The sequence below is a fragment of the Acetobacter sp. DmW_043 genome, assembly GCF_002153485.1.
GTDB lineage: Bacteria > Pseudomonadota > Alphaproteobacteria > Acetobacterales > Acetobacteraceae > Acetobacter > Acetobacter thailandicus.
Genome location: NZ_JOMN01000003.1, coordinates 48,446 through 67,373 on the forward strand (window position 1 = coordinate 48,446; position 18,928 = coordinate 67,373).

18 protein-coding genes are annotated in these 18,928 nt (G+C 50.0%); 10 read left to right on the forward strand and 8 right to left on the reverse strand.

What is annotated here, in order from left to right; translation table 11 throughout:
- Window positions 1-145: 145 nt before the first annotated feature.
- Both HK11_RS00530 and HK11_RS00535 read left to right on the forward strand, forming a co-directional pair.
- A complete protein-coding gene (locus tag HK11_RS00530; RefSeq protein ID WP_086553387.1) occupies window positions 146-841 on the forward strand; it encodes a carbonic anhydrase in 696 nt (231 codons plus the stop codon).
- A 30-nt stretch (window positions 842-871) separates the two neighbouring features.
- Window positions 872-1,786, forward strand: coding sequence for an endonuclease/exonuclease/phosphatase family protein (locus HK11_RS00535; RefSeq protein WP_233133237.1), 915 nt, complete (start codon window positions 872-874; stop codon window positions 1,784-1,786).
- A gap of 62 nt (window positions 1,787-1,848) precedes the next feature.
- Here HK11_RS00535 and HK11_RS00540 read toward each other — a convergent pair whose 3' ends face one another.
- The 4 genes from HK11_RS00540 to gluQRS all read right to left on the reverse strand — a co-directional run bounded on the left by HK11_RS00540 (window position 1,849) and on the right by gluQRS (window position 7,262).
- Window positions 1,849-3,165, reverse strand: a complete 1,317-nt coding sequence (locus HK11_RS00540) for a DEAD/DEAH box helicase (RefSeq protein ID WP_086553388.1) — start codon at window positions 3,163-3,165, stop codon at window positions 1,849-1,851.
- Between the two features lie 643 nt (window positions 3,166-3,808).
- Complete coding sequence (locus tag HK11_RS00545) at window positions 3,809-5,014, reverse strand: pyridoxal phosphate-dependent aminotransferase (RefSeq protein ID WP_086553389.1); 1,206 nt, start codon at window positions 5,012-5,014, stop codon at window positions 3,809-3,811.
- Between the two features lie 3 nt (window positions 5,015-5,017).
- Window positions 5,018-6,259: a pyridoxal phosphate-dependent aminotransferase gene (locus HK11_RS00550; protein ID WP_369822898.1), complete on the reverse strand. Its 1,242-nt coding sequence runs from the start codon at window positions 6,257-6,259 to the stop codon at window positions 5,018-5,020.
- A gap of 157 nt (window positions 6,260-6,416) precedes the next feature.
- Entirely contained in the window at window positions 6,417-7,262 is an 846-nt protein-coding gene (gene gluQRS / locus HK11_RS00555) for a tRNA glutamyl-Q(34) synthetase GluQRS (RefSeq protein WP_086553391.1), read from the reverse strand.
- A gap of 204 nt (window positions 7,263-7,466) precedes the next feature.
- On the opposite strand from gluQRS, the gene HK11_RS00560 reads away from it, so the two are divergent.
- Window positions 7,467-8,030: an HNH endonuclease gene (locus tag HK11_RS00560; protein WP_086553392.1), complete on the forward strand. Its 564-nt coding sequence runs from the start codon at window positions 7,467-7,469 to the stop codon at window positions 8,028-8,030.
- A gap of 7 nt (window positions 8,031-8,037) precedes the next feature.
- On the opposite strand, the gene HK11_RS00565 is transcribed toward HK11_RS00560, so the two are convergent.
- Together HK11_RS00565 and HK11_RS00570 are read right to left on the reverse strand one after the other, a co-directional pair.
- On the reverse strand, window positions 8,038-8,331 hold the full coding sequence (locus HK11_RS00565; protein WP_086553479.1) for a hypothetical protein: 294 nt from the start codon (window positions 8,329-8,331) through the stop codon (window positions 8,038-8,040).
- Window positions 8,332-8,488: 157 nt separating this feature from the next.
- Window positions 8,489-8,695: a heavy-metal-associated domain-containing protein gene (locus HK11_RS00570; protein ID WP_086553480.1), complete on the reverse strand. Its 207-nt coding sequence runs from the start codon at window positions 8,693-8,695 to the stop codon at window positions 8,489-8,491.
- A gap of 77 nt (window positions 8,696-8,772) precedes the next feature.
- Between HK11_RS00570 and HK11_RS00575 the strand changes: the two genes are divergently transcribed.
- A complete protein-coding gene (locus HK11_RS00575) occupies window positions 8,773-9,444 on the forward strand; it encodes a hypothetical protein (protein WP_086553393.1) in 672 nt (223 codons plus the stop codon).
- A gap of 45 nt (window positions 9,445-9,489) precedes the next feature.
- On the opposite strand, the gene hpnR is transcribed toward HK11_RS00575, so the two are convergent.
- Together hpnR and ndk are read right to left on the reverse strand one after the other, a co-directional pair.
- On the reverse strand, window positions 9,490-11,031 hold the full coding sequence (gene hpnR, locus HK11_RS00580; protein ID WP_086553481.1) for a hopanoid C-3 methylase HpnR: 1,542 nt from the start codon (window positions 11,029-11,031) through the stop codon (window positions 9,490-9,492).
- 484 nt (window positions 11,032-11,515) lie between these two features.
- A complete protein-coding gene (gene ndk, locus HK11_RS00585; RefSeq protein WP_086553394.1) occupies window positions 11,516-11,938 on the reverse strand; it encodes a nucleoside-diphosphate kinase in 423 nt (140 codons plus the stop codon).
- A 136-nt stretch (window positions 11,939-12,074) separates the two neighbouring features.
- On the opposite strand from ndk, the gene HK11_RS00590 reads away from it, so the two are divergent.
- The 6 genes from HK11_RS00590 to HK11_RS00615 all read left to right on the forward strand — a co-directional run bounded on the left by HK11_RS00590 (window position 12,075) and on the right by HK11_RS00615 (window position 18,926).
- Complete coding sequence (locus HK11_RS00590; protein ID WP_086553395.1) at window positions 12,075-13,958, forward strand: ABC-F family ATP-binding cassette domain-containing protein; 1,884 nt, start codon at window positions 12,075-12,077, stop codon at window positions 13,956-13,958.
- A 263-nt stretch (window positions 13,959-14,221) separates the two neighbouring features.
- Window positions 14,222-15,322, forward strand: a complete 1,101-nt coding sequence (locus HK11_RS00595) for an AI-2E family transporter (protein ID WP_086553396.1) — start codon at window positions 14,222-14,224, stop codon at window positions 15,320-15,322.
- 83 nt (window positions 15,323-15,405) lie between these two features.
- A complete protein-coding gene (locus HK11_RS00600) occupies window positions 15,406-16,086 on the forward strand; it encodes a response regulator transcription factor (protein WP_086553397.1) in 681 nt (226 codons plus the stop codon).
- Entirely contained in the window at window positions 16,083-17,507 is a 1,425-nt protein-coding gene (locus tag HK11_RS00605; protein ID WP_086553398.1) for a HAMP domain-containing sensor histidine kinase, read from the forward strand. Before HK11_RS00600 ends, HK11_RS00605 begins: the two co-directional genes overlap by 4 nt.
- Before the next feature lie 132 nt (window positions 17,508-17,639).
- Window positions 17,640-17,999 carry a hypothetical protein gene (locus tag HK11_RS00610; RefSeq protein ID WP_086553399.1) on the forward strand — a complete coding sequence of 120 codons (360 nt, stop codon included), beginning with the start codon at window positions 17,640-17,642 and terminating at the stop codon, window positions 17,997-17,999.
- 210 nt (window positions 18,000-18,209) lie between these two features.
- The gene (locus tag HK11_RS00615) at window positions 18,210-18,926 is read left to right on the forward strand and encodes an SIMPL domain-containing protein (protein WP_086553400.1); all 717 of its coding nucleotides are present in this window, start codon (window positions 18,210-18,212) and stop codon (window positions 18,924-18,926) included.
- Window positions 18,927-18,928: the final 2 nt, after the last annotated feature.

Here is an 18,928-nt window from a genome sequence, read left to right on the forward strand (position 1 = left end):
GTCAGCATTTAAACTTTTCTGACCAAAAATAAAAACAAACCCTCTTGTGAACACACTCGCTCTATTTGTCTGTTTATAAGAAAAACATAAATGCGGACGCTGCCTTTAAACAATGCAGCCGCTCTAAACAGCCGGAGTCTACAGTATGCCTAAATGTTCTGAGACCAGATCAAACCTGATCTCTCTGCTTCGTGGCGTTGAACACTTCAACTCTGAAGTTTTTCCTGCAAAAGAATCTCTGTTCTCCGACCTGGCCAGCGGCCAGTCACCCGGCACCCTTTTTATCACCTGCGCAGATAGTCGTATTCATCCCAACCTGATTACTCAGACAGAACCAGGCGATCTGTTCATTCTGCGTAATATTGGCAATATCGTTCCTGCTTATGGCGAAATGCTCGGAGGCGTCTCCTCTGCCATTGAGTATGCCGTCCTGGGCCTTGGCGTAAACTCCATCATTATCTGCGGCCACTCTGACTGCGGCGCCATGAAAGCACTGCTGCCAGCAAACCAGGCCAGCCTGGAAAAAATGCCAACCGTTAAATCATGGTTGCGCAATGCTGAAGCAGCTGCAGCTGCGGCTCTGAACGATTTTACAGCTGAAGATGCCGGTCCTGCAATCGTAAGGTCACTGGCAGAGCATAATGTCCTGCTTCAGCTGGCACATCTGCGCACACACCCAGCGGTCGCAGCAAAACTTGCACGTAACACCCTGACTCTTCAGGGCTGGTTTTATGATATCGGGTCAGGCGAAGTCAGCATCCTTGATGAAAAAACACGCCGGACAACCTCTGTAGCCGAGGCCCTTAAAGAGCTTGAACTCTCAGCCGAGACACAGGCCTGAACGCCCTCTGCGCTGAAGCAGACGAGAATAATGCCCGCCACTCCTCACCTGTGGCGGGCATTTTTTATGCCCGCACGTGGCCGCCTCTGTCATGCAATGGCCCTTTGCTTAATCAGCCCGCTACTCATAACGCGACCATGTTTAGCCGAAACGCAGCTTAAAATAGCGACATGGAACATGGACTGGCTCATCAATGAGACCTCTCCCCAGGCTCAGACTGCCCCGCCCGACATTCCTCATCGCACGCCAGATGATTTTTATGCTCTGTCAGATTATGCACAGCATCTCAACGCAGATATTATCGCTTTTCAGGAAACCGATAATAAAGATACCGCAACCAGGGTTTTTTCTGAATTACGCTACACTATTCTTATGACGCACGATGATATTCTGCAGCGTACTGGTATAGCTTTAAATAAAAATCTTCACATAACCCGCCACCCTGACCTGACGGAGTTAAGCACAGCAGGCGTAAACACCCGGCACCTGCTGCGAAGCGGGCTGGATATTACAGTACAAAGCGATCATTCTGCCCTGCGCTTACTGGTTATCCACCTGAAAGCAGGGTGCTCATATTACCCGATGACTGAAAAAAAACACAGCTGCCCGACACTCATCAAACAATTCTCCATTTTACAGAAATGGATAGCGCAGCGACAGGCCAGCCATGAAGCCTTTCTTATTCTGGGTGACTTTAACCGCCGCCTGACAAAAGCAGATCCGTTATTTCTCAAACTTTCACAGTCAGGCCCCCTGATGCTGACAACATCAGGTTTTGCAACCCCGTGCGAAGGAGGAAGATATTTTATTGATCATCTGATAGCCGGTGGAGATGCCATATCCTGGATTGCGCCAGGAAGCCTGAAGGTCATGCTTTATAAACCCGACGAACAGGCCCTGACATCTGATCACTGCCCCGTCTCAGTAAAGCTTATAATGCCATAAAAAAACCACCCCTTTCACAAGGAGTGGTTTTCAAATTTTTAACTCACGGTGTCACAGAAAAATCAGCTGACACCAGCAGCCTGACGCTGCCCGCGGCCACCGTAGCGACGCTGTCCGGATGCCCCTGCATCAGAACGATAGTTCGTCGGACGACGGGCACCACCACCATTACGTGACGGACCACCCCGGCCACGACCACCCCCACCAAGGACAGGAGGACGCATGGTAGAAGCCTCTGCTTCTTCAGAGTGCCACGGATGATCACGCACAACCGGCACCGGCTTGCCAATTGTTTTTTCTATATCACGCAGCCAGGCACGCTGCTCTGCATCACAGAATGAAAGAGCCCAGCCTTCACGCCCGGCACGCGCTGTACGGCCGATACGGTGCACATAACTTTCAGGAATATTAGGCAGATCATAATTGAAAACGTGGCTGACTTCATCCACGTCGATACCGCGCGCTGCAATATCCGTTGCAACCAGCACCTGCACTGCACCACTACGGAAACCCTTCATAGCCCGCTCACGCGCACCCTGAGATTTGTTACCGTGTATTGCTTCTGAGCTGATGCCATATTTATTAAGAAACTCAGAAACTTTATTGGCTTCGTGCTTCATCAGCGTAAAGACAACCGCACGCACCACCTTAGGTGACTTGACCAGCTCAAGCAAAGCCTCGCGCTTATCATCACCATTGATAAACATAACAGCCTGCTGAATACGATCAACCGTACTTGAAGGAGGCGTAACCTCTGCTTTAGCAGGGTTATTCAGCAATGAACCTGCAAGATCAGAAATGCTGCGCGGCATTGTTGCAGAGAACAGAAGCGTCTGCCTCTTTTCTGGCAGATACGTCATGATACGACGGATATCACGGACAAAGCCCATATCGAGCATACGGTCAGCTTCGTCGAGCACCAGAACTTCCAGCGCAGACAGGTCAATATGACCCTGGCCGATCAGATCAAGCAGACGACCAGGAGCTGCGACCAGCACATCAACCCCACGGCGCATGACCTCAACCTGACGCCCCTGACCAACACCGCCAAACACAACAGCCTGAGAGCATTTCATATAACGTGAATAGGCTTTAAAGCTGTCACTGATCTGAGAAACCAGCTCACGCGTTGGCGCCAGAACCAGAACCCGGGCCTGCCTGGACTGAGACTGCTTTGGGTTTTTGTGAAGATATTCAAGGATAGGCAGCGAAAAGGCTGCTGTTTTACCCGTACCAGTCTGAGCGAGCCCGAGAAGATCGCGCCCCTGCAAAAGATAAGGGATAGACTGCGCCTGAATAGGGGTAGGTTTATCGTAACCCTCGTCAGCCAGAGCCTTCAGTATAGGCGTTGCAAGTTGCAGATCAGAAAAAGTAGTCATCAGAGTCAAATCCCTCTGTGCTGTCTGAATAACAATGTTAGTCAGCTTTTCAGCAGCACCACTTTCTTCAGATGATACGTCCAGTAACGATCAACTCTCTGACCAGCACGCATCAACGAAGGCTTTTAATAAAAAATTAGCGCAACAGTTAATGATTTAATTAAAATGATTAACTGCGCCTCCTTCCCCATGATATAAGGGGATTTTCTGGCTCCTGCAAGCAGACAGTACCATTATGGTCCTAACTGGAAGTGCCATCAGACCTTCCAGATTACAGTTTCATATAAGTTACAGCTTATCGTATAATTCTTGTTTTCTTATTGATATAAAATACTTTTCTAATTTCTTTTCCCGTAACATTACTTAACAGAAATACAATACTACCCACTTAAATTTAATAAAATTTAATATAATATAAGAGATTTTCGTAAATATTACTGACAAACAATAAAAACTATAAAAATAAAATAAATTAATAAAATTATAAGTAATTATTGTCCATCATACTGAACAATAAATATTCTTTTATTGTGATAAAAAAATATTGTTTTTAACAAAAAATAAAAAATCTCCATAAAAAGTTTTCATAGAGATTTTTAATGATTTTTTAACTTCAGAATACTTTTCTGTATAAACCTGTACTTCAATGACAATTTTTTACAAACTCTCGAATTCGTGAGCAGGCATCCTCCAGAATCACCTCACTCGTCGCACAGGAAAGTCGCAGATAAGGAGCCAGACCAAAAGCAGAACCAGGCACTGTTGCAACATGAGCCTCTTCAAGTAAGGCAATCGCAAAGTCACGGTCCGTCTCAAGCAGCCTTCCAGCTGCAGTTTTACGCCCCAGACAACCAGCTATACCCGGATAGGCATAAAAAGCCCCTTCAGGCATTGCACAGGTCACACCTGGTATTTGTCTTAATGCCTCAACAACCATCGTGCGGCGCCGGCTATATGTTTTTGCCATATGCTGCACAAGATCAGCCGGACCATCAAGAGCCGCTGCGGCAGCTGCCTGCGCTATAGCGCAGACACCTGAGGTTGCATTCCCCTGCACGGCAGACATCGCTGCAATTAGTGCCTGCGGGCCGCCAGCAAACCCGACACGCCAGCCGGTCATAGCATAAGCTTTTGAAACCCCGTTAAGAGTAACAACCCGCTCTTTCAGATCAGGGGCCACTGCCGCGATAGAGTATGACTGCATACCGTCAAAAACGAGATGCTCATAAATCTCATCAGATAAAATCCAGACATCAGGATAGCGCCGCAGCACTTCGGCTATTTCTTCCATATCCTGACGGGAACAGACTGCCCCGGTCGGATTATTAGGAAAATTCAGCACAACCCAGCGCGTGCGCGAGGTCATTACACGTGAAAGCTCGGCAGCTTTGAGGCGAAAACCATCCTCTTCATGACACCGGGCATAAACCGGCACTGCCCCGAACATGCTGGCAATAAGAGGGTAACTGACCCAGTAAGGAACGGGCACAACGACCTCATCCCCCTCATTAAGGGTCGCCATAAAAGCATTAAAAATAACCTGCTTGCCACCATTTGAGACCATAATCTCAGAAGGCTGATAAATCAGATTATTTTCACGGCCGAACTTACGGGCGACAGCCGCCTTCAAAGCTGGTGTACCATCAACCGGCGGATATTTCGTCTGGCCGTTAAGAGCGGCCTGATGCGCAGCCTCAACCACTGCCGGAGGCGTTGCAAAATCAGGCTCGCCCAGAGCAAGAGAAATAATCTCCTGCCCTTCTGCCCGTAAAGCACGGGCACGGCGTGCCATTTCTATCGTCGCAGGCGGCGGCAGTGTCTGCAGCCTGCGTGAAAAATGTCCTGCCATCGTTTAACGCAGACCGTTACAGAAATTTTCAATGCGCTCACAGGCTTTACGCAGGCTTTCTGTATCCGTTGCATAAGAAAGGCGCATATAGCCAGGATACATAAAGGCCGAGCCATGCACAGCCGCTACACCTTCTTCTTCAAGCAGAGCTGTCACAAAATCTTCGTCAGTCTTCAGCACAACACCGCTGCGTGATGTTTTGCCAAGGCATTTCTCAACAGATGGGAACACGTAAAACGCACCGGAAGGCATATCACATTCCAGGCCATTACACTGATTAATCCTGGAGACGACAAAATTACGGCGCTCTTCATAAATTTTGACCATATCCGCAATAAAATCCTGCGGACCCTGCAGAGCTTCAACAGCTGCTGCCTGGGCGATAGAACAGGTGTTGCCTGTTGACTGCCCCTGCAGTTTGTTCATCGCTTTTGTCAGCTCGACAGGTGCACCAGAAAAACCAATCCGCCAGCCGGTCATGGCATAGGCTTTTGAAACCCCGTTCATTGTCACGGTGCGTGAACGCAGGCGGGGTTCGACCTCAACAAAAGTTGCAGGTTTAAACCCGTCATAAACCAGCTTTGCATAAATATCGTCGGTGAAAACCCATACGTGCGGATGCTCTAACAGCACATCACACAGCGGACGCAGCTCTTCAGCCGAGTAGCTGGCGCCTGTCGGATTGCACGGAGAGTTAAGGAACAGCCATTTTGTACGAGGTGTAATAGCAGCCCTGAGTTCATCAGCTGTCAGCTTAAACCCGTTCTCGCGCTTACAGTGCACAATAACAGGCACGCCCTCAGCCAGAGTGACGATATCGGGATAAGAAACCCAGCATGGAGCAGGAATAACCGTCTCATCACCCGGATTGAGAGAGGCCATCATCGCATTATAAATAATCTGCTTACCGCCGGTTGAAACCAGAATCTCATCCGCCGTGTAATCCAGTCCGCTATCCAGGCGAAAGCGTTCAGCAACGGCCTTACGCAGCTCCGGCGTGCCAGCAACATCGGTATATTGAGTCTGCCCGTTTTCAATGGCTCTGGCAGCAGCCTTACCAATATTATCAGGAGTTCTGAAGTCAGGCTCTCCTGCAGAGAGGCTGATAATATCACGGCCGGATGCTTTAAGAGCACGGGCCTTAGCGGAAATAACTACCGTCTGGCTTGGGCTAATTCTGTTCAGACGATCAGCGACAATACTCATGGTTTCCACAGTTCCTGACACAGTTGATATGGCTGGCATCTTCCGACCAGTCCACACGAAATTTGTCTGTTGTCTTTCTCAGACTCCGCCGGGCAAAAAAACTTCGGCGGCGGGATCATACAGAAGAAAAATATCCTGCCATCTCTTTTTCTTATAGTTGAGCGAAAACTCCTGTCATTTTTATGATATCACCAGCTCAGAAGCCTGCTGCACGCATAACTTCCTCTTTGCACATACCAGCCTCGCGCATAGCGCGTACCGACCGGGCGTTATCACGTTTTGACAGCCGCCTGCCATCTGCACCGCAGAGCAAAGGGTGAAATGTGTAATGCGGGCGGGGCCAGCCCATCAGATTCTGCAAAAGGCAGTGCAGGTCTGTAGCAGGGCGCAGATCCTCCCCGCGTGTGACAAGGGTAATACCCTGCTTTGCATCATCATGCGTCACACACAGATGATAAGATGCGGGAATATCCCTCCGGGCCAGCACGACATCACCAAACAAAGCAGGCTGGCACTGCACCCGCCGTCCCTCTGGTGTGTTGTAATAAAGGCTTTCGGCACCCCCGGCACATTCGAGTGCACGCTGCATATTCAGACGCAGCACATGGGGCCTGCCCCGGGCAAGCAGCTCTTCACGCCGCGCTGCGGGCAGGCTGCGACAACGCCCCGGATAAAGAAGGCTGCCATCAGGTGCAGCATGCGGCGCTGAGAAAATAGCGGCACTCTCGCGCGCAATGTCAGAACGGGTGCAAAAACAGGGGTAAAGAACTCCCATCTGCTCAAGAATATCCAGGGTCTGCCTGTACTCGGCCAGGCAGGCAGACTGATAAAGAACCGGGGCATCAGAAAACAGACCAAGCCATGCGAGGTCCTCAAGCAGCTGCCTGGCATATTCAGGCCTGCAACGCTGAGGGTCGATATCCTCCATTCTGATAAGCCAGCGCCCGCCAGGGCGGGCATAAGACAGCCCCGACATGGCCGATGCCACATGCCCCAGATGCAGCAACCCTGTCGGACTCGGAGCAAAGCGCGTAACCCACATTGTTTCTGCTCCCGCTCAGGTTACAAAACCCTTGTAAAAATTACCGTTTCATGACGAACCCGCGCTTTATCTTGCTGCCCTTCATACAATCTGCAATAGTCAGCGGGCTTATTCATCTCGACGACGTGCTTCCCGCAGACGTAATGGTCAGAGTATAACGCCCGCTGCGAAGCCGCTCCCTCGTAAGAGTAAAGGAGGATCGGTGTGGCTGACGGCAGCTTGCTGAATTTCCCGGCTTTAGTGCTAAATGCGGACTTTCGACCACTTTCTTACTTCCCCCTCTCTCTCTGGTCCTGGCAGGATACGGTTAAGGCGGTCTTTCTCGACCGGGTCTCCGTACTCAATGAGTATGACCAGGAAGTACGCTCCCCTCAGGTCTCCCTGCGTCTGCCAAGTGTGATTGCACTGAAAGACTACATCCCCGCAGCGCGCAGGCCGGCATTCACCCGCTTTAATGTTTTTCTGCGTGATAATTTTTCATGCCAGTACTGCGACGACCAGTTTCCCGCACACGACCTGACCTTTGACCACGTGATTCCACGCTGCAAGGGAGGGCGCACCACATGGGAAAATGTTGTGACAGCCTGCGGTGTCTGCAATCTGAAAAAAGGGCCGCACCTGCCAGAAAAAATCAACATGCATCCCCGTCGCCGGCCAGACCAGCCCACATCATGGCAGTTGCAGGAAAACGGGCGTGCCTTCCCGCCAAACCATCTTCATGAAAGCTGGCGTGACTACCTTTACTGGGATACAGAGCTGGAAAACTGAAACACGGCTATTTTGTATAATTATAGCCGTGGTCGTCGGCCATTTTTTGCAGATCAGGCGCATCCCTGAGGTTAAGAGGCAAAGGGTGCGCTCCCTTTTCACTGAGCACAAAATTATGATTGCTCATACGCTGGCAGGTGTTAGCCGCCAGAGGGAAACTCAGAAACATTGGCCCCGCCATCTGCTTACGCAGGCAGGAGACGTCAGTATCCAGAAACGGCCTGCGCCCGACTTCGGACGAACAGCCCGCAAGCACGAAAGCCGATAACGCCAGTCCCCAGATTTTTACCGGATACATCATTTTCACTCACCATACCCGCCTGCCAGGCAGCGCAGGAACATTAACCGGAGAAGCGTGTCGTCACGCCCCGGGCTGAGAGAATAACAGAAAAATTCACTCCCGGCCCGCCCGGATAACACATGGCTGAAAAGACAAAATTCAGGAGGTCACGCGCCTCTCAGCTCACTTCGTAGCCTGCACCACGAATAGCATTCTGCAAAGAAGACGTACCAGCGCGCTGCGGGTCATACTCAATAGTTACTTCACCATTTTCCTGCTTCACATCAACGCTCTGTACACCATCAATAGCTGTCAGTGCACGGCGGATAGACGACACGCATCCGTCACAGGTAATACCATCAACAATAAAACTGACTGTCGTCATAAAACTCTCTCCCTTAAGACGTAACATCATAGTACTATGAAAACATGCCTGTTTTTACAACATAAACAAAAGCAACCATGCAAGACTCCTTTTATCTGCCAGCTTCACAGCACGACATGACACCCTTGCCTGACCTGCTATGGCGCGACACAGGCCTGCACCGGCTTATGCTTTCAGCTCTCCTGTCCCGACTGAAAAATCAGCTGCTGCTTGAAAACAGTGCAACACAGACACTTGACGCCTGGTGCCGGCAACAAAAGCTGGCTTCTGCCCCGGCTATCAGGGCAGTGCGCGTAAACTCTGACACGCCTGCGCCCCCCTGCCCGCCAGAGCTGGCAGAACATCTGCAGCTCACATCCCAAAATGCATCTGAAACACTGCGCTATCGTCATGTGCGCCTGATATGCGGCGCTCTTACACTCTCTCATGCAGAAAACTGGTACAGACCAGACAGGCTGACAAAGGAGATGAATACAGCCTTAGAAACAACCGAAACTCCATTTGGCCTTGTCACAACGCCTCTTGGTTTTTCGCGCCGGACACTGGCAGAGCAGGATTTATGGGACCCTCTGCCCGACATAACGGCTGGCATGACTATTCCTGACGGAAACAACTGCCAGTTACATCTGCCCCGTTTTTTGTTTCGTCATCAGGCTATCCTGAAACGACATGACGCAGCCCCCTTTAGTGCAGTGATTGAAACCTACACCTCGGACCTGCTTCGCTTTACACCGCCGCACATAGCCTGAACAAAAAAAGGAGGCTGCAGCCCCCTTTTGTACAAACAACCTCTCTCAGGCATCTTCTCCCATTCGGGTCTGATCAACAAATTCCTCCGTTTTCTCATCCAGCGAACGGGACTTTCTGCCCCCTGGTCCGTGCACGTAAAGATCTTTACGATCAACTTTATCAACCACCTCTGGCTGAACAGGCATCAGGTAGCGCGGCTTACGCATATGATCAGCAAGCTGAAGCTTCGGATTAAAGACGGAATTGAACTTCCACAGCATTTTAACAAAATTGGTCTGCCCTTTCATCAGCAGACGGCCGGCAATACCTGCTGTGTCTTTGAGCGCCTGCCAGCCCATATGCTTGGTGTTAAGCACCTGCTGTGTTTTGACCAGCTCCTCATAAAACTCGGGCAAAGGCAGTTTAGTTGGCAATACAGCATGCTGAATATCAAACAGGCGATAGTCGCGGGTAATAAGGCGCCGGGATTCTTTGTGCCAGATTTCTGTTCCCGGATAAGGCGTTGTGACAGAAATATTCACAATTTCAGGAATTTCGAGACACCACTGACGCACAGCCTCAAAACGACTTCTGCCCCATGACGGGTCAGCAATAATATTAATAGCCACGATCAGCCCCAGAGAACGGGCATAGTCCAGAGCCTCGAAATTTTTGTCCAGTGAGACACGCTTACGAAACTGTTTCAGGCCTTCTTCATCAACGGCTTCCATACCAATAAAGATGTAGGAAAGACCGATCTCGCTCCAGACCTTAAAAACTTCTTTATTACGCAGCAGAACATCAGCCCGCGTTTCAAGATAATATTCTTTTTTAATCCCGCGCTTCTTAATTTCATTAGCAATGGCCATGCCATGCTCTTCATGCACAAACGCAACGTCATCGACAATAAAGATACCCGGCTCTTTAATATCCTCAAGCTCGTCAGCAATCGTCTGCGGGCTGGCTGTGCGGTACGAACGCCCGTAAAATGTCCAGGCAGAACAAAAAGTACAATCCCACGGGCAGCCACGGGCAAATTCAATAGAGGCAGCAGGATCGAGCGTGCCGATAAAATATTTATTACGGTGCCTTAACAGGTCCCGGGCAGGGCGGATATCATCAAGGGATTCCACAAAAACCGGTGGTGGCCCTTCACCATCAGGCGTAATCACACCCGGAACAGTCAGCAGGTCCTGTCCTTTTTCTATCGCGCTGAGCAGCAGGCCGACAGTTGCATCGCCCTCACCTTTGAGAATGCAGTTTACCGTGCCTTCTGAGAGGGAGAGGATATCCTGAGCGATGAAAGAGACCGAATGTCCGCCTATAAACTGAAACACTCCGGGAAAGCGCAGTCGGGTCGCACGGCACAGATCTATGATCTCGGGCACATTCGCCAGGTAATTACCCGAAAAACAAATAACATCAGGTTTAAAATGACTGACCAGCTTCCAGTAATCGTCATGCGTTTCAACCTGAAGATCAATCAGCTGCACATCATGTCCGGCATTACGTGCAGCGGCAGCGACCAGTTCCAGACCCAGAGGCTCAAGCCTGAGAAACACTTTTGTATACATCAGTGCACTCGGGTGTACTGCCAGAACTTTCATACCATTTTTTCCCGTCATCAAAGATCATGCTGACCGCAGAGCTACTGGCGATCATTCAGTGAAATAATTACTATACACGGCATGACGAATACCGCCCGGTAATTTGCCGGTATTTATTATAATACCAGCATTACAGCACAAAAGACTATCTTTTCAGAGCAAAACATTTTGCTCCGGCAATGCTGTGGAACCGGGGTTAAGATATCGGGATAAATGATAAAAACAATCCACCACAGATCAGAACAGACCTGCGCAGTCGTTCATGCTCACCCTATATATTTTTTGTTATACGCGGAGGAGAATCTGACTTTTGCAATGCAAACCCATATAAAAACAGGTTAATCTGCCAGATATAAAAATAATCGCACCCGGTTAAAAACCATGGACACGTAACTGATCAGTAATCACATTATAGTGTTATAAAAATTTTATCATGTTACAGGCCAGAGTATTTTCTGCCCCGGCCTGTAACAGTCAGCAGAAATCAGGGAAGGATTTCTGTTTCAGCAAAGAAGAAACGAATTTCGTTTGCTGCGTTTTCTGCGCTGTCAGAACCATGTACTGAGTTTGCTTCAATGCTTTCAGCAAAACGTGCACGAATGGTGTGTGCTTCAGCTTTTTTCGGGTCTGTTGCGCCCATAACGTCGCGGTTTTTTGCAACTGCGTTCTCGCCTTCGAGCACCTGCAGAACAACCGGACCAGAGATCATGAAGTCAACGAGGTCTTTGTAGAAAGGACGCTCTTTGTGAACAGCGTAGAAAGCACCAGCCTGAGCAGGTGTCAGCTGTACGCGTTTCTGAGCAACGATTTTCAGACCTGCTTCTTCAAAAACAGCGTTGATGTTGCCAGTCAGGTTACGACGTGTTGCATCTGGTTTAATAATGGACAGAGTGCGTTCTGTTGCCATGATATAATGACTCCCTGTTATATACAGCCCCGTATAATACGAGGCCTGTCAGCGTGTTCCTCTAGAACATATTCCGGCAGGCTGGTAGGTCTTTCGCTTCATTGTTCTTATTTGCATCCTTAACGAGAGTATCCCGGTGAGCCTTCTTATCATTTCCGACCTGACCCTTCGCATTGCAGGGCGTACCCTGCTTGACCAGGCCGATCTCTCTGTCGAACCAGGACGCAAAGTAGGGCTCATAGGCCGCAACGGGGCCGGTAAATCAACACTTCTGGCCGCGATTGCCGGTGACATTGCGCCTGACGGGGGGGATATCCGCCTCTCCTCACGGGCACGTATGGCCCGCGTTTTGCAGGAAGCACCGGCCACCGGCGCCTCGCTGATTGATACAGTGCTGGAGGGGGATGTCGAACGGTCCTCTCTGCTCGCAGAGGCAGAAACAGCGACTGACCCTGCCCGAATCGCAGCTATTCATGAACGCCTTCTTACTATCGGCGCTGACAGTGCTCCCTCACGCGCAGCCTCAGTCCTGGCAGGCCTGGGCTTTAATGCCGAGGCGCAGCTGCGCCCCATTACCGATTTTTCGGGCGGCTGGCGTATGCGCGTCTCCCTTGCAACAGCACTCTTTCTCGAACCCGATCTGCTGATTCTCGATGAGCCAACCAACCATCTTGATCTTGAAGCGACCCTCTGGCTTGAAAGCTGGTTAGCCCGCTTCTCCGGGGCTGCAATTATTGTAAGCCATGATCAGGGACTGCTTGATTCCTGCGTTGACGCCATAGCCCACCTCGACAAGGGCAAATTATCCCTCACGCCAGGCGGCTACCAGAATTTTGTACGAATCCGCACCGAGCAGGCTCTGCAACAGGCCCGGCAGGCTGAAAAAATTGCGGCACAACGCGCACATATGCAGTCATTTGTTGATCGCTTTCGGGCAAAAGCAACAAAGGCCCGTCAGGCACAGGCGCGCCTTAAAGCTCTTGAAAAGCTGCCTGTTATAGAAAGCGTTGTGGAGGACGCCCCCGCTCAGTTCAACTTTCCCGAACCTGAGCAACTCCCCCCGCCTATGCTGCTCATGCAGCGTGTGTGTGCCGGTTATAACGGCAAAGCCATTCTGAAAGACCTTTCACTCAGACTGGACATGGATGACCGTATCGCGCTGCTGGGTTCTAACGGCAATGGTAAGTCAACCTTCGCCAAACTGATTGCAGGCCGCCTCGAACCTCTTTCAGGTACGCTTGAACGCAACCCACGTATGAAGATTGGCTATTTTGCGCAGCACCAGACCGAAGAACTGATTGCTGAGCAGACACCGGTCGACCATATGAGCCGTGCTATGCCAAAAGCACCTCTGCCTGCTGTCAGGGCACAGCTGGCCCGCTTTGGCCTTGATGCGGCACGCGCTGAAACACCGGTGAAAGACCTGTCAGGCGGTGAAAAAGCCCGCCTGCTCCTGGCACTGGCCACGCGCGATGCCCCGCAGCTCCTCATCCTTGACGAACCAACAAACCACCTTGACCTTGATGCCCGCGATGCACTGGTACGCGCTCTTTCAGCCTTTGAAGGCGCTGTCTTACTTATCAGCCATGACCCGCACCTGACTGAACTGATTGCTGACCGGCTCTGGCTCGTTGCCGATGGTAATGTCACGCAGTTCGATGGCGACATGGCAGAATACCGCTCATGGCTTGCTGAACAGAGCCGTGCAGGTAAAGAGCAGGATAATGCATCGAAACAGCCCAGCCGCAAGGATGACCGCCGCGAACGGGCCGAGCTGCGCCAGGCACAGGCGCCTATACGCAAAACAATTAAAGATATCGAAGCAAAACTCGCAAAACTCGCAAAAGAACACGCAACGATCGAAAGTAAACTGGCCAGCCCCGAGCTCTATACTGACGGACAGGCCGCAGAAGTAACCCGCCTTAACACGCGCCTGGCCGCGATTACAAAAGAGCAGGAAACCCTGGAGGAAAAGTGGCTGGAAGCTGAATCTGCTCTTGAAAATTTTCAGTTTTCATAAAAACAATTATTTCAAAATGCGAATAAATATGTTTATTTTTCATTCACAGTATCAAAACCATTTCTTTAACTGGATCGGGCAATGCGCTTCAAGAAAAAAATAAAATCTCCATCCCGTTGAAATTAATATTTAATTTTATGAAAAATACGTTACATTAAAAGTTTACTCATGTTTCGCAGATTACAAAAACCATCAAATGGGGTCATAAGTCACGTTATGAGCTACTGTATCTTTCTCATGACAAGCAAAGAGCTTCGCCTGATATGACCTCTCCGTCTGCCCCCACAGAAAAAAAATCAGCTGTTGCAGAGCAAAGCGCCGAGGCTGAGTGGCTGGGCAGTATCACGAGTATTCTGCGTTTTGTCGTTATACTGGTTATAATCGCGGCAGCTGTCTGGCTGCTGAGCGATGTACTGACTATTACCTTTTCTGCGACATTATTTGCCGTCGTTCTTTCAGGACTGTCGCGCATCCTGGTTAAAAAGCTGCATCTCTCTTATGGATGGGCGCTGTGCGCAGTTGTTATTCTGCTGATTGCTGCTGTTGCCCTCCTGGTATGGGGCAGCGGCCCTGCGATCGTTGAAAATGCCCTGCGCCTGAAACAGGCCCTGCAACAGCAGGAAGTACTGTTGCGCAGTAACCTTGAAAATAACCAGGCCGGACAGTCTTTACTCAACTACCTGCCCTCCTCTCTCAGCGGGCAGCAGGGCAGAAGCAGCCTCGATTTTCTTGGCTCGCGCATTGCCGGGTCGATGACAGGTATTGTCGGCTCAGCTTTTGGTGCTGTTGGCACGGCTGTTGTCGCCCTGATTGCCGGTTTATATTTTGCCATATCCCCCTCATTATACGCTAATGGCGTTCTGAGGCTTGTGCCCGTAACACAGCGCCCCCGTGCACGCACTCTGATGCTGCGCACCGGTCACACTCTCTGGGCATGGGTCGCCGGACAATCGCTTGATATGCTGGTTGTCGGCGTTCTCTCCGGTGTTGGACTGTGGTTTATTGGTGTTCCGCTTGCCCTGGCACTTGGCGTTCTGGCCGCACTTTGTAATTTTATCCCCTATATCGGGGCTATTATGGGGGCTGTTCCGGCTATTTTGCTTGCACTTTCACTTGGGGTGCGCGAAGCAATTATGGTTGCAGCCCTTTATAGTGTGATACAGTTTTTTGAAGGCAACGTTATGGCTCCTCTTATCCAGCGTCACGCTGTTAAAATGCCACCTGCCATCACAATTCTTTCGCAGACGCTGTTCGGTGCCATTCTTGGATTTCCCGGGCTTATTCTGGCCTCTCCTCTCACTGCGGCGTTGCTATCAGTTTTTGACGGCCTTGCCCCGCCTTTGAAGGATGATGAACACATATGACATAGTCTTCAATACCTGCCTTCAGCAGGTATTACCTCCTCACCCTTAGTTTACACCGCTCTGCAATTATTGGTTTTTTCAGAATGCGCATTCTCCTTGTAGAAGACGACCCAACCGTTAAAAGCTTTATCGTCAGAGGCCTTAAAGAAGCTGGCCACTCTGTCGAATATGCTGACAATGGTAAAGATGGCCTGGCACTTGCCACCAATGTTCAGTTTGACATCATTATTCTTGACCGCATGCTGCCAAGTGATGTCGATGGTCTGCACATCGTTGAAGCCCTGCGTAAGAAGAACGATGCCACACCTGTGCTGCTTCTTTCCGCTTTGTCTGATGTCGATGAAAAAGTCGCAGGCCTCCAGGCCGGTGCGGATGATTATGTCACCAAACCATTTTCTTTCAGCGAGTTACAGGCACGTATTGACGCCCTTGTCAGACGCAACCGTAACGACCCGCAACTGCCTCTGACGCGCCTGGCTATTGGCGATCTGGAAATTGATCTGTTATCGCGCACAGCCAAACGTGCCGGGCAGAAAATTGATCTTCAGCCACGTGAATTCAGACTGCTTGAATTTCTGATGCGTAACGCCGGGCAGGTTGTTACACGTACCATGCTGCTTGAGAACGTGTGGGACTATCACTTCGACCCTCAGACAAACGTCATCGACGTTCATATTTCTCGCCTGCGCCAGAAAATTGATAAACCTTTTGGCCGCCCGCTTGTACATACGATCCGTAACGCCGGGTATATGCTTCAGGAATGAAGGTTTTTTCATTCCGTCGATTAACAGCGCTGACACGCATCAAGCTACGCTCTGTCAGCCTGCGTTTCGGCCTGGCCTATGCTGTTTTATTTATTGGGTCTGCTATGCTGTTCCTCTCCTTTATCTGGTGGGGAACAGTCGGCCTTATTGAGCGTCAGACTGAACAATCTATTACCTCTGATGCTCATCTGATATTTAATGCACTACAGCTACATAAAGATACCTCTCTCAGTACACTGATTAACGAGCGCCTTGAGCAGGATATTGATGACAATGCGCTTTATCTGCTTGTTAACAAAAATGGCAAACGCATAACCGGAAACCTCATCGAGTGGCCTTCGGTTATTAAAACGACACACTCCTGGTATACAATTCTGGTAAAACGCGTCGACATTGATAATGTCGCCAAGGTCAGAGCCTATGATATGCCCGGAGGAGAGCGCCTGCTGATCGGGCGTGATATGCGCGGCCTGACCGAGCTCTCACATATGCTCACAAAAGTTCTGCTGTGGGTCTGTGTCATGATTGCTCTGCTGGCTTTCAGTGGCGGCCTGCTGACACGCCGCCTGTTAAGGCGCATCATTTCTTCTATCAGCCGCACGACTTCAGCGATTACACAGGGCGATATGACCCGGCGCCTGCCTGTGCACGGGCAGGATAAGGAACTGGATGCTGTATCGGCAACAGTTAACGAAATGCTTGATCGCATTGCCCGTCTGATGGATGGCGTAAAACAGGTCTCTAACAGTATTGCCCATGATCTGCGCACTCCGCTGACCCGCGCGCGCAACCAGCTTGAAGAAGCCGTTATTCATGCAACGAATGAAGACGAGTTACGTGCAGTCATTAACCAGACCATTCGCGGCCTTGATCACCTGACAAATATCTGCTCCGCCCTTCTGCGTATCGCGCAGATTGAAGCCGGTGCCAGACGCTCCGCTTTTACCCAGTTTGATTTTGTAGCCATCCTCCAGGATATCATTGAATTTTACGAACCTGTTGCTGAAGAAGAAAACCTGAAACTGGCGCACTCATTCCCTGAAACACTGATGTTCTTCGGTGATCGGACCATGTTTCAGCAGGCCGTTGTTAATCTGGTTGATAATGCCATTAAATTTTCACCAGCCGGCGGCGTCATAACCCTGAGCCTGAAAGTTATCTCTCCTCAGCCCGATCAAAAAAGTTCTCACCCTCAGATGGAACTTATCGTTGAGGATCAGGGTACAGGAATGACCGAGGCTGACATGGCACGTGCTACAGAACGTTTTTTCAGAGCTGACCAGGCCCGCAATACACCGGGCTCAGGCCTGGGTCTCTCTCTTGTTCAGGCCATTGTTCAGCTGCATGGCGGAACGATTAGTTTGTCTTCGGCAAATCCGGGTCTGAGAGTCGTTATCACCGCCCCTCTGTCCCTTGCCTAAAAAATAAAAATCTTATAGCGTTTTAAGCATATGTTGGAATTTTCTTATAATTTGATTTTTTGTTTCTCAGCACCAGCCCTCAAAAACAGGGAACACAGCCACGCTAACGTCCTTAATTCATAAAGGTAAGGCATGAGACATTCTCTGCCCATCGCTATTATACTCATCGCTGCTAACATCGCGTTATCAACCACGATGGAGCGGGAGCAATGTGCTCCCCCGCCCTCTGACCTGATAGACTCCGGCGACCGTCGTATATTCTGCGCCCCAAAACCAACAGTTAAGCCTGTTGTTGTTACATCTGACAGTAAAGCCTTCTGCGCATCGCTTGTTAAAGCAATTGATGAATATAAGGAGCAGGCTTTATCTCCTATGATTAAACAAATGCGCGATAGTGGTGAGGATTTATGTAAGAAAGGCATGGTAAGGTCTGGCATAGTAAGGCTGAGGCGTGCGTTAATAAGCCTTAAAAAAACAGACGATATACCTTAATATTTATATAAAATATCAGTTTTCCGGGTTTAAACCCTGTAAGATATTCAGGGCTTTCATGTGCCTGTCCGGGCCAATCTTCTCTTGTCGGTAACAGGTCTGGTTTCTGCTGGCATTCAGGCGGAACAATTTATGCCACAAAGCAGAAATATTACTAAATACCTCAGGTCATAGCTCACGCTGCTGACCAGAATAAAACGGAGACATTTTATGAAACGTCACGTGATGTTAGTAGCCCTTGCGGCCACAATGATCGTTCCTGCAACAATAACTCAGGCAGCTGAGACATCAGCAGAAAACCAGAACACCACCAGACTCATTCTCTCTGGCAGTGGCACAGCTCAGGCTCAGCCTGACCAGCTGAAGGCACATTTCCGCATTGAAAGCCGCAACAGTACCGCAGCGGCAGCACAAAAAACTGTTAACACTCTGGTACATGACGCCATCGAGCAGGCTAAAAAAAATAAAGGCATTACCTACACTGTACAAAACTACGATGTTTCAGAGTGGCGTGATGATAAAATAAAAAATAAATCAACCTGGTCTGCCAGCCAGACGCTGACACTTGTCTCAGCAGACTCCGAGGCACTTTTACCCTTAACCGGGCAGCTTCAGAGCAATGGCCTGTTATTAGAAGGTCTGGAATGGTCTCTCTCACCAGAAAAGCAAAATACACTTCTTCTGGAAGCAAAAAAGAATGCCGTGACTGACCTGCAAAAGCAGAGTGACACCCTGGCGCAGGCTCTGAAAATGCATGTTGTGCGCTTTGAAAGAATTTCTCTTTCTGACACGCCCTTCCCTCGTCCGCTGATAATGGCAGCAATGGCAAGAAGTAAGATGGCAGAAGATGCGCCTGCTCCTTCTGCAACAGCAGAAACACAAACAGTGCATGCCACAGCATCAGCTACGGTGCTCTTAGCACCCTGATG